14 protein-coding genes and 2 pseudogenes are annotated in these 13455 nt (G+C 43.7%); 7 read left to right on the plus strand and 9 right to left on the minus strand.

The genetic code is table 11. The annotated features are described in order from the left end of the window. Positions 1-340, plus strand: a pseudogene (locus tag C1T29_RS23855) (HlyD family efflux transporter periplasmic adaptor subunit); the annotation flags it as partial. A 324-nt stretch (positions 341-664) separates the two neighbouring features. Here the strand turns inward: C1T29_RS23855 and C1T29_RS23860 are convergent. After that, entirely contained in the window at positions 665-1807 is a 1143-nt protein-coding gene (locus C1T29_RS23860; protein WP_071581972.1) for a TetR/AcrR family transcriptional regulator, read from the minus strand. Positions 1808-1948: 141 nt separating this feature from the next. Here C1T29_RS23860 and C1T29_RS23865 point away from each other — a divergent pair, with 141 nt between their 5' ends. Together C1T29_RS23865 and C1T29_RS23870 are read left to right on the plus strand one after the other, a co-directional pair. Continuing rightward, on the plus strand, positions 1949-3286 hold the full coding sequence (locus C1T29_RS23865; RefSeq protein ID WP_103749145.1) for an aldehyde dehydrogenase family protein: 1338 nt from the start codon (positions 1949-1951) through the stop codon (positions 3284-3286). Between the two features lie 205 nt (positions 3287-3491). Then, positions 3492-3958: pseudogene (locus C1T29_RS23870) on the plus strand (RDD family protein). A gap of 43 nt (positions 3959-4001) precedes the next feature. Here C1T29_RS23870 and C1T29_RS23875 read toward each other — a convergent pair. Beyond that, positions 4002-5234, minus strand: coding sequence for an outer membrane protein assembly factor BamB family protein (locus tag C1T29_RS23875; RefSeq protein WP_071581974.1), 1233 nt, complete (start codon positions 5232-5234; stop codon positions 4002-4004). A gap of 100 nt (positions 5235-5334) precedes the next feature. Then, on the minus strand, positions 5335-5760 hold the full coding sequence (locus tag C1T29_RS23880) for a DUF5391 family protein (protein ID WP_069150660.1): 426 nt from the start codon (positions 5758-5760) through the stop codon (positions 5335-5337). A gap of 254 nt (positions 5761-6014) precedes the next feature. Between C1T29_RS23880 and C1T29_RS23885 the strand changes: the two genes are divergently transcribed. After that, entirely contained in the window at positions 6015-6470 is a 456-nt protein-coding gene (locus tag C1T29_RS23885) for an RDD family protein (protein WP_014666042.1), read from the plus strand. Positions 6471-6498: 28 nt separating this feature from the next. On the opposite strand, the gene C1T29_RS23890 is transcribed toward C1T29_RS23885, so the two are convergent. The 3 genes from C1T29_RS23890 to yxaF form a co-directional block, all read right to left on the minus strand. Next, positions 6499-7707, minus strand: a complete 1209-nt coding sequence (locus C1T29_RS23890; RefSeq protein WP_014666043.1) for a DUF418 domain-containing protein — start codon at positions 7705-7707, stop codon at positions 6499-6501. Between the two features lie 107 nt (positions 7708-7814). After that, positions 7815-8828, minus strand: a complete 1014-nt coding sequence (locus tag C1T29_RS23895) for a quercetin 2,3-dioxygenase (RefSeq protein WP_071581975.1) — start codon at positions 8826-8828, stop codon at positions 7815-7817. A 102-nt stretch (positions 8829-8930) separates the two neighbouring features. Next, entirely contained in the window at positions 8931-9506 is a 576-nt protein-coding gene (gene yxaF, locus C1T29_RS23900) for a transcriptional regulator YxaF (protein ID WP_071581976.1), read from the minus strand. A gap of 129 nt (positions 9507-9635) precedes the next feature. On the opposite strand from yxaF, the gene C1T29_RS23905 reads away from it, so the two are divergent. Further along, positions 9636-10706, plus strand: coding sequence for an SDR family oxidoreductase (locus tag C1T29_RS23905; RefSeq protein WP_071581977.1), 1071 nt, complete (start codon positions 9636-9638; stop codon positions 10704-10706). Between the two features lie 55 nt (positions 10707-10761). On the opposite strand, the gene C1T29_RS23910 is transcribed toward C1T29_RS23905, so the two are convergent. Continuing rightward, entirely contained in the window at positions 10762-11193 is a 432-nt protein-coding gene (locus tag C1T29_RS23910; protein WP_014666047.1) for a MarR family winged helix-turn-helix transcriptional regulator, read from the minus strand. Between the two features lie 227 nt (positions 11194-11420). Here C1T29_RS23910 and C1T29_RS23915 point away from each other — a divergent pair, with 227 nt between their 5' ends. Beyond that, positions 11421-11822 (plus strand): CidA/LrgA family holin-like protein, encoded by a 402-nt coding sequence (locus tag C1T29_RS23915; protein WP_103749144.1) that lies wholly within the window; start codon positions 11421-11423, stop codon positions 11820-11822. Next, the gene (locus C1T29_RS23920; protein WP_040081217.1) at positions 11795-12487 is read left to right on the plus strand and encodes an LrgB family protein; all 693 of its coding nucleotides are present in this window, start codon (positions 11795-11797) and stop codon (positions 12485-12487) included. Before C1T29_RS23915 ends, C1T29_RS23920 begins: the two co-directional genes overlap by 28 nt. A 96-nt stretch (positions 12488-12583) precedes the next feature. Here the strand turns inward: C1T29_RS23920 and C1T29_RS23925 are convergent, their stop codons facing one another. After that, on the minus strand, positions 12584-13060 hold the full coding sequence (locus C1T29_RS23925; RefSeq protein ID WP_208945569.1) for a DUF1433 domain-containing protein: 477 nt from the start codon (positions 13058-13060) through the stop codon (positions 12584-12586). 9 nt (positions 13061-13069) lie between these two features. Further along, the gene (locus C1T29_RS23930; protein WP_331281206.1) at positions 13070-13384 is read right to left on the minus strand and encodes a DUF1433 domain-containing protein; all 315 of its coding nucleotides are present in this window, start codon (positions 13382-13384) and stop codon (positions 13070-13072) included. Positions 13385-13455: the final 71 nt, after the last annotated feature.

The following is a 13455-nucleotide window of genomic DNA, read 5'->3' on the forward strand; positions in this document are numbered from 1 at the left end:
GTTGAAATGTGCTCTGGAAAAATACATACTTGAAAAAAATAAAAAAAAAGATAGGCTGAAGAAATTAAAAGATATTAATGAAAAAGATGAAGTGAGATTCCATATTGAAAATACAAATCAAACAATTAAAGGTGTCATTACAAAAATAAGTCCAGACAGTATTAGTGATCAAAACGGACAAAAATTTTATATTGCTGAAAGCACAATAGAAAGCAAAGAAATTGAAAAAAATAACGGAACAAAAATACACTTAAAAAATGGCATGCAGACTGATGTATCAATTATCGTTGATTCAAAAAGATATATTGATTATTTTTTAGATGTATTACACTTACGTTAATTTCCATCTAGAGAAAATGTGCATATATGTCTCAAAAGCAGATGCGGATCTGCTTTGAGGCATTTTATTTTTTATAAGAAAGGTAGAGGACTTATAGAATCATGTCTCAAAACAAACTGTTATTTTTACTCTTTTTATTCTCTTCTATCGTTCGCCTTTTCTTCAATACAGTATTGTCCCCCACTGTAAGCTGGAAGTCTTGGACGGTGAATATTGTTTTTATTCTTTTGTCTCTTCTATTTCTAAATCTCACCTTAAAAGAAAGAAAATCAAAAGACCAAGTATCATAACGACCCAAAGCCCGGATCAAGTTCTCCGGGCACTTCAAAGCAACACAACCTTATACTTCTTCACATCCAAAAACTGCAAAAACTCCCTCGCCAGCACTTCCGGCGCATGCGCCTTCCCTTCATCGAGCCGATACAAGATCAGCCCGATAATCATCGCCGATACATAATAGGCATAAAGCTTTTTCTCCGCAGGAATATTAGTTTGCTGATGCAGATAAAATGATTCCAACGCTTTGAGCAACTCGGGTATCACATGAGGAACAACCCAGTCCCGATTGAGCAAATGGACAATAGGCATGCGGTCTAAAGCAGAAAGCAGGCCGGCGAGCGCCTCCTCCGCTTCTTCGAAGGAAAGCTCATTCGGACTTGAGGCAATCGTCAGGTGATCTATCATCTCCGCACATGATTGCTGAATCATGGTCTGCAGCAATTCCTCTTTGCTGGCATAGTGATCATAAAAGGTTGCACGGCGGATATTGCTTTTCCGGGTCATGTCAGAAATCGTGATGGCCGTATAGTCTTTTTTCTCTGCCAATACGTCCAGCAAAGCCCTCTGCAGCGCTTCTCTCGTTCGAACCACACGCCTGTCGATTTGCTTGTCCTCCTGCCGCTTCCTTGACGGGGCCTGTCCAAACAGCCAATAAAACCGCTTTTGAGAAACGAGCTCCCATACCTTTTGGCTGATAACTTCCGGAGACGCGTCCGCATCCTCATTCAGCCAATAGAGGATAATCGCGTACGTGTACAAAGCCCGGTAATGTCCGTAAATCTCCTGTTCGATCGGCGTCAGATTCACATTGACCGGAGCCAGCAAAACATCCTGCTGAAACACCTCCTTAAAAAAACGATGAAACTGTCCTCTATTCATCATCGTGCCAAAAAAGGATCGATGCTCGTGGACAAAGGACAGAGTCGGATGCACGGTGTGCCGTTTTTTATTTAAATGGAGTGTGTCCATATGCTTGAAGGCGTCATAGAGCGCTTCGCCCAGCCCTTCCTTCATGTCTTCGACCACATCCTCAATAATGGAGAACTTGTCTTCATAATAAAGGTAGAGCGTCCCGCGGCTCACTTTGGCCTTTTCAGCGATTTCTTTCATTGTGATGTGTTGAATATCTCTTTCTTCCAATAAAGCAAGCAGCGCCTGTTTCACTTGAGCTTCAGCAGATTCCGCCACAAAAACACCCCCCAATCATTAGACAGATCTTAGATATATGTACGGTAACGTATAGATGGTTCACCGTTGTCTTTCTTATAGAAAAGGTACCACTTTATAATAGGTCCGAGAAAAGAAGAAAGCAAATGAGGGGGATTTACAATGGAACAGCAAATAAAAGACGACATCCAGCGTGTCTTTCAGCTTCAGAAAAAACAGCAAAAAGCATTGCGGGCATCAACAGCGGAACAGCGCAGAGAAAAGCTTCAGCGCTTTTTAGATTCTGTAATCGCCCATGAGGAAGAAATCATCGAAGCGATCCGCAAAGACGTCCGCAAACCATATCACGAGGTCAAAAAAGCGGAAATCGAAGGAACGAAAAAAGCGATCAGAGATAATATGAACAACCTGGAACAATGGATGGCGCCTAAAGAAGTCGGTTCATCGTTAAGCCCTGACGCAAACGGAATTCTTATGTACGAGCCTAAAGGCGTCACACTCATCCTCGGCCCGTGGAACTATCCGTTTATGCTGACGATGGCGCCGCTTGCCGCTTCTCTCGCAGCCGGAAACAGCGCGATTGTGAAGCTGTCCGATTTCACGATGAACACGAGCAACATTGCCGCTAAAGTGATAAGAGACGCTTTTGATGAAAAAGAAGTCGCGATTTTTGAAGGAGAGGTTGAGGTGGCAACCGAACTACTTGATCAGCCGTTCGACCATATTTTCTTCACTGGAAGCACAAATGTCGGGAAAATTGTCATGACAGCGGCTGCCAAACACTTGGCATCTGTCACACTTGAGCTTGGCGGCAAGAGCCCGACGATCATTGACAGTGAATACGATCTGATGGACGCAGCAAAAAAGATCGCCGTCGGGAAATTCGTAAACGCCGGCCAAACCTGCATCGCACCTGATTACCTGTTCATTAAAAAAGACGTTCAGGACAGGTTCGCGGGGATTTTACAAACAGTCGTCAACGCTGGATTTATGGAGGATGATCATACCCCAGACCGCAGCAAACTTACGCAGATCGTCAATGACCGCAACTTCAACCGCGTCAAAGATCTGTTCGACGATGCCATCGAAAAAGGGGCGGAAGTGGTGTTCGGCGGCGTATTCGATGCCAGCGACCGCACGATCTCACCAACCGTTTTGAAAAACGTCACGTCTGACATGAAAATCATGCAGGAGGAAATCTTCGCACCGATCCTGCCAATGATGAACTATGAAGACATCGACGAGGTCATCGATTACGTAAATGACCGCGATAAACCGCTTGCACTTTATGTGTTCAGCAAAAACCAAGACCTGATTGACAACGTCCTTCAGCACACGACATCAGGAAATGCCGCCATCAATGATGTTGTCGTTCACTTCAACGACGTCAACTTGCCGTTCGGCGGCGTCAACACAAGCGGAATGGGCTCCTATCATGGGGTATACGGATTCAAAGAGTTTTCTCATGAGAAGGGTGTATTGATTCAAGCCGCTAAATAATTGTAGTGAAGAGAATCTGCATTAACTTGCAGGTTCTCTTTTTATCATTCTATTAACCTAAAGACAAAAAGGTAAAATAAAGAAATGTACAGTGATAAAATACCATTTTCACTACGAGACCAAATTCCTCTAGTATATCTTATTGAAACCACACAGCCTCTAACGTATAATATCCCAGAAAACCTCAAAGGAGAGAATATTATACATGGAAAAGCCAGCTGGATTTTGGATTCGGGCAGTTGCCTCTATTATTGATGATTTAATTATCTATTTTTTTGCTTTTATTATGATCCAATTAACACCTTCATTGTCCTGCCTCTCATTGATGCAGGAAGCTCCTATATGACAGAAGATCAATATAAATTTTATATCCTGATATTCGGTACGATCCCTGTTATCGCCATCATATATATCTTCGGCATTCTTTATTATAGCTTGCTGACTTCTTCAAAAATGCAAGCAACACTAGGCAAAAAACTTATGGGTATCATCGTTGTCAATCAGTATGGCGAGCGAATTTCATTTTGGCACAGCTTTGGCCGTTCTTTCGCTTACATACCATCAGGAATTTTGTATATCGGTTACATTATGGCGGCTTTCCCCTCTAAACTGGCATTACACGATTATATTTGCGGGACAAAGGTGATCTATAAAAATAAACATCTTGATTGATACCAAAAACAGGCTGCCGAGATCACCTCGCCAGCCTGTTCTGCTATTTCCCAAAAGCCATCAGCTTCGTATAACTTCCAATATAAAGTGTTCCGTCCTCAGCGAGCTGAGGAGAAGACACGACGTTGCTGTCGGTTTGATAGCTCCATAATTCATTGCCGTTTGCGTCCGCCGCATAAACCTTCATATCATCTGACCCGAAATAAACCGTTCCTTTCGCGTCAATCAGCGGCGCCGTTCTGACAGGGCCGTCTGTGTAGAATGACCAGTTCATATCCCCGTTTTTGCTGATGGAAAACAGCTCGCCGCTTCCTGAGCCGATATAGATGTTGCCGTTATGGTCGATCGCAGGCGATGAACTTGAGAACCCGTTGAGCGGGAATGTCCATTTTAAGCTGCCTGTTGACGTATACGCATACAGCTGTCCGTCTTGGTTGCCCGCATAAACAGTGCCATCCTTATCAATCACCGGATATCCTTTAAACGCATTTGACGTCGTTCTGGACCATTTCACCTGTCCGGTTCCGGAATTGATCGCATAAAACACATTATTATATGTGCCGACATACACGGTGCCGTTTTTGGCAAGCACCGGCACAGAGCTGACGACACCATTTGTTTTCAACTTCCAGCGCTCTGTCCAAGTTGATTTGGACGTCGGTTTGATCGCGTGAACATAATTATCAAGTGTTGAGAAGTACAACGTGCCGTCTGAACCGATCACCGTTTCAGAGCTTGGCCCGCCGCTTAACGGAACCGTTGTTAAAATCTCACCCGTTTCCTTGTCGATAAAATAAATCTTTTTATCATAAGATGCCAGATAGATAACGCCGTTGGTTCCGAGTACAGGGGATTGTGTGAACGTTTTTCCCAAATTGCCTGTCACCCATTTGACTGAGCCGTCCGGATTAAAGGCTTTCATTTCCCCGTCTCTGGAATGAAGATATACTGTGCCGTCTCCGTCAATCACAGCCCCCGCCCCATTCTGCGGAGTCGTTCTGATGTCGTTTTGCCATTTCAGCGTCCCGTCTGTATTTCCGGCGAACCGGCTTTCGCGTGACCAGTTAAACATGGCAGGCGCCATCGCTTGTACATCATATCTTCCTGTCAAAAAGCCGGATGCTTCATTATTTTGAGAAAACACCGTTTCCGCCGCATAAGCAGCTGCCGGCTGAAGCACTTTGGCAACGGGCACATCAGAAACAGCGCCGGCAGAAACAGCAGCCGCCACCGCAGCTCCCGCTATCAGAGTTTTCATTCGAAATGACTTAACCATCATTGAGACCCCCATTATATGTATTTTCTAATATGTGACCATCATAACATATTCATCCATTTTATCATTCTACTTCACAAAACCATCACAAACTAGAAAACTATGTAAGAGTATGCGCAGACGTTTTTTCAGCACCCGAACGAAATGCAGCCACAAACCAAATAACATTGACAGCAGCCGCAGCGAGACTAACCCCGACTACAAAAATCACCTCAGAAAGCAGGTGGTCACTAAAGAAACTAAACATCAAGCTAAAACCGGCCGAAGACAAATGGATCAGCAGCCCAAAGCCGCAAAGCACCGCCATGACATATCTCATCGCATCTACTCCGAGCATATAAATGAGAAAAGGAATGAAATACAAGACAAGGATCATCCCGACAGATGACCACATGCCAACTGAATTAAACTGATTGGACGCCGCTCCCGTTCCGGCCAGCGGCGAAAGTGAAGCCGCCACGATCACAGCGCAAAAAAGAAACGCAGAAATGGCTGTCATGATTGCCACGCTGTTTTTTCTAGACATCAAACTCCTCCTCAGATAGAAATATTAACCTTTTCATTATAAGGGAGCTGAGTAGAAAATTCATTATTTATTAATAAATTCCAGAATGCACAGGCAAATGCTACGCTTCTTTCTAGTATATTTATATAGTAGAAAACAAAGGATAAAAGACTCATTTTTCTGTAATATCAGGATTTTATCACCATATCATATTGCATGCACTTGTTTTTCAAAGTATACTATTCCAGATTAATTCAGAGGAGAGAGAAAAATACATGGAAAAACCAGCAGGATTTTGGATTCGTTTTTTAGCTTATTTTATTGACGGCATTATTGTATCTGTTCCTAGTTATATTATTCTATTTATTATCAATTCTGTGTTTGTAGCTGGGGCGGTGGCAGCAAACCCTTACATGACCCAAGAGGAGTATATGGTGACATACATGACGATTGCATTTTTGCCTACTATGCTGATCATGATCGTCATCAGTGTGTTATATTACGGACTGTTCACAGCATCTAAAATGCAGGGCACACTCGGCAAAAAAATTCTTGGCCTGAAGGTGGTCAATGAACAAGGTGAACGGGTTTCTATCGGCCAGGCAATTGGCCGTTACTTTGCCTATATCTTATCTGGAATCATCTTTTATATTGGATTTATCATGATCGCCTTTGGTGAGAAAAAAGGCCTGCATGACATCATTTGCAAAACACGTGTCGTGTATAAATAATACAAAAAAGTCTAGCGCCAATAGGCGTCTAGACTTTTGTTTTCTTTACAATAGGCTGCCACGACAGATACGTAGCGCTTCTCCACAGCCACTCAAACGGCCCCATCCGAAAGACACGAAGCCACAGGTGGCTGAAGACCATTTGAACGGCACAAACAGCAATCGTAATGAGCACACCGGCAGCAGGGTACACTTTTCCATATAGCCCCAAACCATAATGATAGAAAATCCAAGTACATACAATAGACTGCATCAGATAATTGGTAAATGCCATCCTCCCGACAGCGGAGAATGATTGCAGCACTGTTCTCACGCTTGTTTTACGATAAAGATAGACAACCGTTATGACATAGAAAAACATGAGAAACGGCGCGCCAATCAGCAGAAATAGTTCCTTTTCCATTACACTGTACAGCACTTGGGCACCGATGCCGATGATAAACCCGGCCATCCATAATCTTTTTAATCCTTTCCGATGCTTTTCCGGTTCGTGCAAATACCGTGACTTTGCCGCCGCAGCTCCCAGCAAAAACATGCTGAAATAAGGAATGGATGCAAAGAAGAAGTTAAGCGGATTATACGTAAGCATGCCGTTTGTAGACATATATACAAGACGATCGTGGATCCTCTGTTCTGCAATGTCCCTCAGACTGCCGCTTCCATAAACATACATCGCTTGCTTTGCCTGCTGCGTTACCGCTTGTACCCATTCCTGTCCGTATGATTGATCAAAACTTGTCAACATGAACGGCAGGGAAAACAAAAGATATAAAGTGACCGCCCATATCAGCAGTGTTTTCGGCTTTGCTTTTCGAAACAAGAGCAGGACAAAACCGAGCAGGGCATATTCTGTTAAAATATCCCCGTCCCATATCAAAAAGGCATGAATCGTTCCAAACAAGAGAAGCGCTGCTAACCTTCTCGCATATAACGGAACAAACCGCCTCCCTTTGTTTACGGCTCTCTCCATCATGACAACCATGCCAAATCCAAATAAAAAGGAAAACAATAAAATACATTTTGTTTGGATGAAGAATTTCAGTATGGCGGCGGCAGCAAAATCGGCTTCAGACCACTTATCTGTGAAAAAATTCTCTTTTCCAAGCATAGACAAATACATATCCGGATAACTGAAATGTGCCAGATTGACAAATAAGATGCCGAAAATTGCCATTCCTCTCAGCACATCAAGCACACCGATCCGCTCATTTGCCAAAGTCGGCTGTAATGAAGACATAGCCATCACGCTCCTTTTTTCTGTACCTTTAGAGTATGAAAAAAAGGAGCACGGAACCATCGATTTAGGTGTCAGGCAGTCATGAAAACCTTACAATCCTGTCATCTTTATGGTTTCATTATCTTTAAATCCAACGCTTCAATATTCTGCATAACGCGATCAAAGCGCAAAGCCTGAGGCTCACTTGGGAAAATGTGGCCTTCATAAGGGTCGCCTAACATCCGGAAAAACGGTTCAAATAATCCTGGAACCAAGACACCCACCATCTTTGTATAATGAGAATCCAGTCGATAGGAGTGAACGGTATTTGCAGGGACATGCAGGAAATCTCCCGGGTTCAGCTGAATTTCCTGGCCATCTGCCCACATCGTCATCTGCCCTTTAAGGCAATAAAATGTTTCTGTATGATGTTCATGGTAGTGATCAACGATTCGGTCGCCTTTAGGGCCGTCCGATACTACGACGATAAACTGGCCGTCTGTATTTTTTTGGGCAGCCACAATACGGTGAAGCTGATCTCCCGTCAATAATCGATCTCCTTCTCCAGATTCAAGAACGTATGGAACGGCTCCATCTGGCAGCTCTGTAAGTTCCGCTAATGTTGCCGAACATGCAGGCTTTTCTTCATCCAGAAATACAATGTCCGCTACAGCGGCAGCTTCTGCAAATCGCTCGTTTGTGACTTCTTCGCTTGCGAACGGCGGATGTTCAGCGTGATTATACGGATTCCCAATCACGGAATACATGTGGGCTGCGTTTCCTTTCATCGTGTAAGACACCAGTCTTGTTCTGTGGCTCTGCATCCGGTAGCTGTGCGGTATCCCCGCCGGAATGTTGGCATAATCACCCGATATCAATAAATAGTGTTCTCCATCAAGTGTCAGCTCAAGCTTCCCGTCCAAAACGAGAATTCCTTCATGTGTATTCTTGTGGACGTGAAGCGGAAAGGCATCTCCTTTTCCCCCGGAAAGCAGCACGATCTCAAACAGGTCGCCCGTGCTCCTTCCATTCGCCATCACCGTGACAACCTGTCTGCCGAACAAATAACACTCGCCTTCCCCACTCCGGAGCAAATACGGCATTTTTTCTTTAGGCAATGAATGTTTCCATAATGTTTCCATAATGTTTTCATAAATCGTTTCCTCCAATTTAGACCAGTCTATATACTATAACTTTCTGACTAGACCGTTCTATATAATTGTAGGAGAAAGGATAACAAAATGCTACCCTTTTTTTCTCACCAGCACTGGTATTTGTTCGGCAATGAGAAGAAGGGGCGTTTTGTCTTTATTCGTTAACGAAAGCATAATACCGCCCTCAATCATCGAATTAATCAGCATTCCAAGCTGATTTGCCTCTTCTTCTGCAAACCCGTTTTTCATTAATTTTCTGGCAAAAACCGCTTCCCAGCTTTGAAACACCTTCATGCAAACCGTCCGCAGCGGTTCACTGATTAACGCTGTCTCACTCGCCAGCAAACCGACTGGAATACCTGTAATGCTTTCTGTGTTGTCGAATTGGCTGGCTGTTTTTTTGATAAAAAACTGAATCGCTTCTATTGGATCAGAGCACTCCTCCATGCTTTGCTGTATCAGATGTTCAATCAATTTCCCTGTATATGTAACCGCTTCAATTGCTAATTCTTCTTTGCCATTCGGAAAAAAATGATAAAGCGATCCCTTAGGAGCACCGCTTTCTTTCACAATCTGGTTTAAGCCTGTCGCGTGATATCCTTGCAGCTGGAACAGACGTGACGCCGTGTGAAGGATTTTTTCACGTGAATCTCCTCTGCTAGTCATTAAAACATTCCCTCCTAGGTATGGTAGAGCGACTTATATAATATAAAAAAGAACCCTGTGATTGTCAAAAGGGGTAAGACCCTCCCGGATGGGGTAAATGTTAGAAAACAGCCTCTAGGAGGGATCTCAATGGCAAACGATTATTCAGTCACGAATACAGAACAGCTTGAACAACAGAACCCCGGCATGAAAACGAAGATCAAACTGAAAAAACTCAAGGATCAAGTAATTGTGATTACCGGCGCTTCAAGCGGTATCGGACTTGTCACTGCGAGAATGGCAGCTGAAAAAGGCGCAAAGGTCGTGGCAGCAGCGCGAAATGAAGATGCGTTGAAGGAGCTCACTGATGAACTAAAGGAAAAAGGGCACGACGCCATATGGGTGAAGGCGGATGTCGGAAAAGAAGAGGACGTCAACCGCATCGCCGAAACCGCAATCAGCACATTTGGCCGCTTTGACACATGGGTTAACAATGCGGCCGTCTCGACTTTCGGACATGCCATGGACGTCACCGTCGAAGACATGAAGCGGATGTTTGACACAAATTTCTGGGGGCCTGTTTACGGAACAAGAGCGGCTGTCAAACACTACACCGGCAGGGGCGTGCCGGGCGCACTCATTAATGTAGGAAGCCTGTTCGGAGACAGGGGAACGGTCATTCAATCCACATATGCGTCAGCCAAATTCGCGCTTCACGGCTGGACGGAAAGCATTCGAATGGAGCTCGAAAAGGAACAAGCGCCCGTCTCGGTAACGCTCATCCATCCCGGCAGAATCGACACACCCTATAACGAGCACGCGCACAGCTACCTTGACAAACAGCCGGCTCATTACCGCTCCATGATCTATCCGCCGGAAGCAGTCGCCGAAGCCATCCTGTTTGCCGCCGAACACCCTAAGCGCGACATGTATATCGGGTCACAGGCAAAAGCCATCGCCATGCTGGGTGCGCTTTTCCCTCGTCTGACCGACAGACTGATGGAAAGAATCATGTATCACAGCCAGCATGCCGAAAGACCGTCCAACCCGCGAGAAGAAAGCGCGCTTTATGAAGCGGGCTACGGCATGCATGACAGGGGCACAAATAAAGGATGGATGCGGTCAAGGAGCTATTACACGAAGGCTACGAAGCGCCCGATTGTATCGGCGGCTGTTGTTGCCGGACTAGTGGCTTGGGCTGCCGCCAAACGATGCAAATAATCTCTACCCATAAGAAAAACCCATGCTGTTCCATCGAACCATGGGTTTTTAGCTGTTAATCAATAAAAGCCTTGTTCATACGCTGCAGCAGCTCGCCGAATATCTCTTTTTCCTGTGTTGACCATTCTTGCAGCATCTGTTCATAACGTTCAAGGCGCTTTTGCTGATCGGCTTTTAAAATTTGTTTACCGAGTTTTGTAATGGTAAACAGGCTGACTCTCCCATCAGATGGATCTGAAAAGCGATGGATAAGCTCCTTTGCCTCTAATGCAGCTGCTTGTCTCGAAAGAGTAGAAATATCAAGCTTGAACGATTCTGCCAATTCCTTTACACGAGCAGGGCCAAACTCATCCAATTGTCTCAGCAATAAGTACGAAGATCTCTCCAACTTCCCTGTTCTTTTCTCTGATTGATCCAGATAAACGGCTCTCCTGATAAAAGTCGTCAGCTCATATTCAATTAATTCAACTGGATTTTGTTTTCGCAATCGCTCTCGCTCCCCATTCCAATCTCCGTCATTGACAACATCATATATACTTGTATAATACAAATGTATATTAACTGAATGAATACAAGTCGTTATATGATCAAATCAATTATTATACTTGTATAGTACAATCATATAAATAGAAAGTAAAGCGATTCCTCAGAACCATCCTAGAAGCAAGTCACCAGAAAGGAGGAAGCTGTTCTCATTGGAGAGCAGCACTTGATGTGAAAGTCATACGAGTTATCTTGCAAGTGTTGATATTATATGTATTTTTTATGATCGGGGAAGCCCTTCAGCACCTGTTTCATTTACCTGTGTCAGGAAGCATCGTCGGATTGGTATTGCTGCTGATCTGCCTGGGCCTCCGTATTGTCCCCGTCTCCATCATTGAAGACGGAGCAGGTTTTTTATTGTCCTTTCTTCCATTATTGTTCATCCCGGCAATGACAGGAGTGATGAACTATCCGTCACTTATTTCATTCAATGGTCTGATGCTGCTGATTACAGTCGTACTCAGCACCATCGTCACCATCATTGCGGCTGGATTCGCCAGCCAGCTATTAGAGAAAAAAACAAAAAAACGTGAGGAGAAAGAGAAATGCAGCAAGCATGTATCGCAATCATGATAATTCTTTTAACAGTGGCCGCTTATGTAGCGATGGCCAAACTTTATAAGCGATTCCCGCTTCCATTTCTGATCCCTGTTCTGACAACGACCATATTGATTGTAGCGGTTTTGATCATGTTCCATGTTTCGTATGAAGGCTATATGATCGGGGGGAAATGGATCAATTCTTTGCTTGGGCCGGCTGTTGTGGCACTGGCTTATCCGCTTTATAAACAATGGCATATCATTGTCAAACATTGCATTCCCATTCTAGGCGGCGTCCTGGTCGGATTATGCATGGGAATGATCAGTGGGCTGGTCTTCGCAGAAGCATTCGGGATTGATCATGATCTTTTATTATCCATTCTGCCAAAGTCGATCACAACCCCTGTCGCTATTCAAATCGCCGCCGGTCTAGGAGGCGTCCCTTCCATGACAGTCGTATTTGTCATGATAGCGGGTTTTTCAGGCGTCATCCTCGGGCCGCTTTTCCTAAAATGGCTTCGCATACGCAGCTCCCTTGGACAAGGCATTGCACTAGGAAGCGCCTCCCATGCACTAGGCACCTCCAAAGCATTGGAATATGGGGAACTGGCCGTATCCATGAGTTCCGTCTCCATGACGCTTTGTGCAGTGCTCGGTTCATTCTTCGGCCCAATCGTCGTCTGGCTGTTTCATATTTAACAAGAAAGACTGCCCCGGCGGAGGGCAGTCTTTTTTCATCTATTTTACACTGTGGTTAGAGATAGCATCATAAAAGTAAACTGGCATGTTTCCTGTTTATTTTAGTTCTCCGATATCTCTTAAATACTGTTCACGCTCTTTTTTATCGGGGTAAGCGGTTTTGATGTATTCTTCTTTTTCTTTCTTGGTGTATTCGCTCCAATCTGTAAAACGGTCTCCCACTTCTTTTGAATATCCTATAGAATCTACTTCATTCGATTTATAATATAAAGAGGCATCAAATGAGAATTTCTCTGGCTCATTATTGATGTAACCAGTAACTTCAATCATTCCCATTGGACTTATTGTTACCTTCTCATTAAACTTAATATCCTTGATAAAATGATGAATATCCTCTTTTTTCAATTTTTCCTTTATTTTCGGCTTCATCTTTTCAGCGTAGTCTTCAGCTTTTTCTTGTTCACTTTTTTCTTTATTAGTAACGTCTGACGTTTTTACTATTTTATAAGTGCAGCCACCCATTACGATGAATAAAACGATCACAAGTAATTTGATTCGCATTTGTTTTTTCATATTTTTATTTCATTTCACTATGTCTTTTAAATATTGTTCCCGTTCGTTTTTATCAGGGTATGCGGTTTTGATATATTTATCTTTTACCTCTTTGCTGTACTCGCTCCAATCTCTGAAACGCTCTGAGACATCTTGGGAATAGCTTATTCCATCAACTTTATTGGACTCATAGATCAAATCTGCGGAAAAATCGAATTTCTCTGGATTGTCATTTATATAACCATTCACTACAATTCTTCCCATCGGGTTTATATTGACTTTATATTCAAAAGTCACAGACTTTATAAAATGATGAATATCCTCTTTTCTTAATTCTTCTTCTATTTTCTACAAATTCCCATTAAATACTCTCTTAATCCCTACTCTATTTACAATAACCAATATACTCCCTGTTA

It is taken from the genome of Bacillus sp. MBGLi79 (genome assembly GCF_002953915.1).

Bases quoted from the DNA above. Each gene is read 5' to 3' on its own strand.
- C1T29_RS23890 (WP_014666043.1), bottom strand. From the start codon at position 7,707: ATGTCTTCATTACAGCCGACTTTGGCAAATGAGCGGATCGGTGTGCTT.
- yxaF (WP_071581976.1), bottom strand. From the start codon at position 9,506: ATGACTAGCAGAGGAGATTCACGTGAAAAAATCCTTCACACGGCGTCA.
- C1T29_RS23905 (WP_071581977.1), top strand. From the start codon at position 9,636: ATGGCAAACGATTATTCAGTCACGAATACAGAACAGCTTGAACAACAG.
- C1T29_RS23920 (WP_040081217.1), top strand. From the start codon at position 11,795: ATGCAGCAAGCATGTATCGCAATCATGATAATTCTTTTAACAGTGGCC.
- C1T29_RS23925 (WP_208945569.1), bottom strand. From the start codon at position 13,060: ATGAAAAAACAAATGCGAATCAAATTACTTGTGATCGTTTTATTCATC.
- C1T29_RS23895 (WP_071581975.1), bottom strand. From the start codon at position 8,828: ATGGAAACATTATGGAAACATTCATTGCCTAAAGAAAAAATGCCGTAT.
- C1T29_RS23880 (WP_069150660.1), bottom strand. From the start codon at position 5,760: ATGTCTAGAAAAAACAGCGTGGCAATCATGACAGCCATTTCTGCGTTT.
- C1T29_RS23865 (WP_103749145.1), top strand. From the start codon at position 1,949: ATGGAACAGCAAATAAAAGACGACATCCAGCGTGTCTTTCAGCTTCAG.
- C1T29_RS23875 (WP_071581974.1), bottom strand. From the start codon at position 5,234: ATGGTTAAGTCATTTCGAATGAAAACTCTGATAGCGGGAGCTGCGGTG.
- C1T29_RS23885 (WP_014666042.1), top strand. From the start codon at position 6,015: ATGGAAAAACCAGCAGGATTTTGGATTCGTTTTTTAGCTTATTTTATT.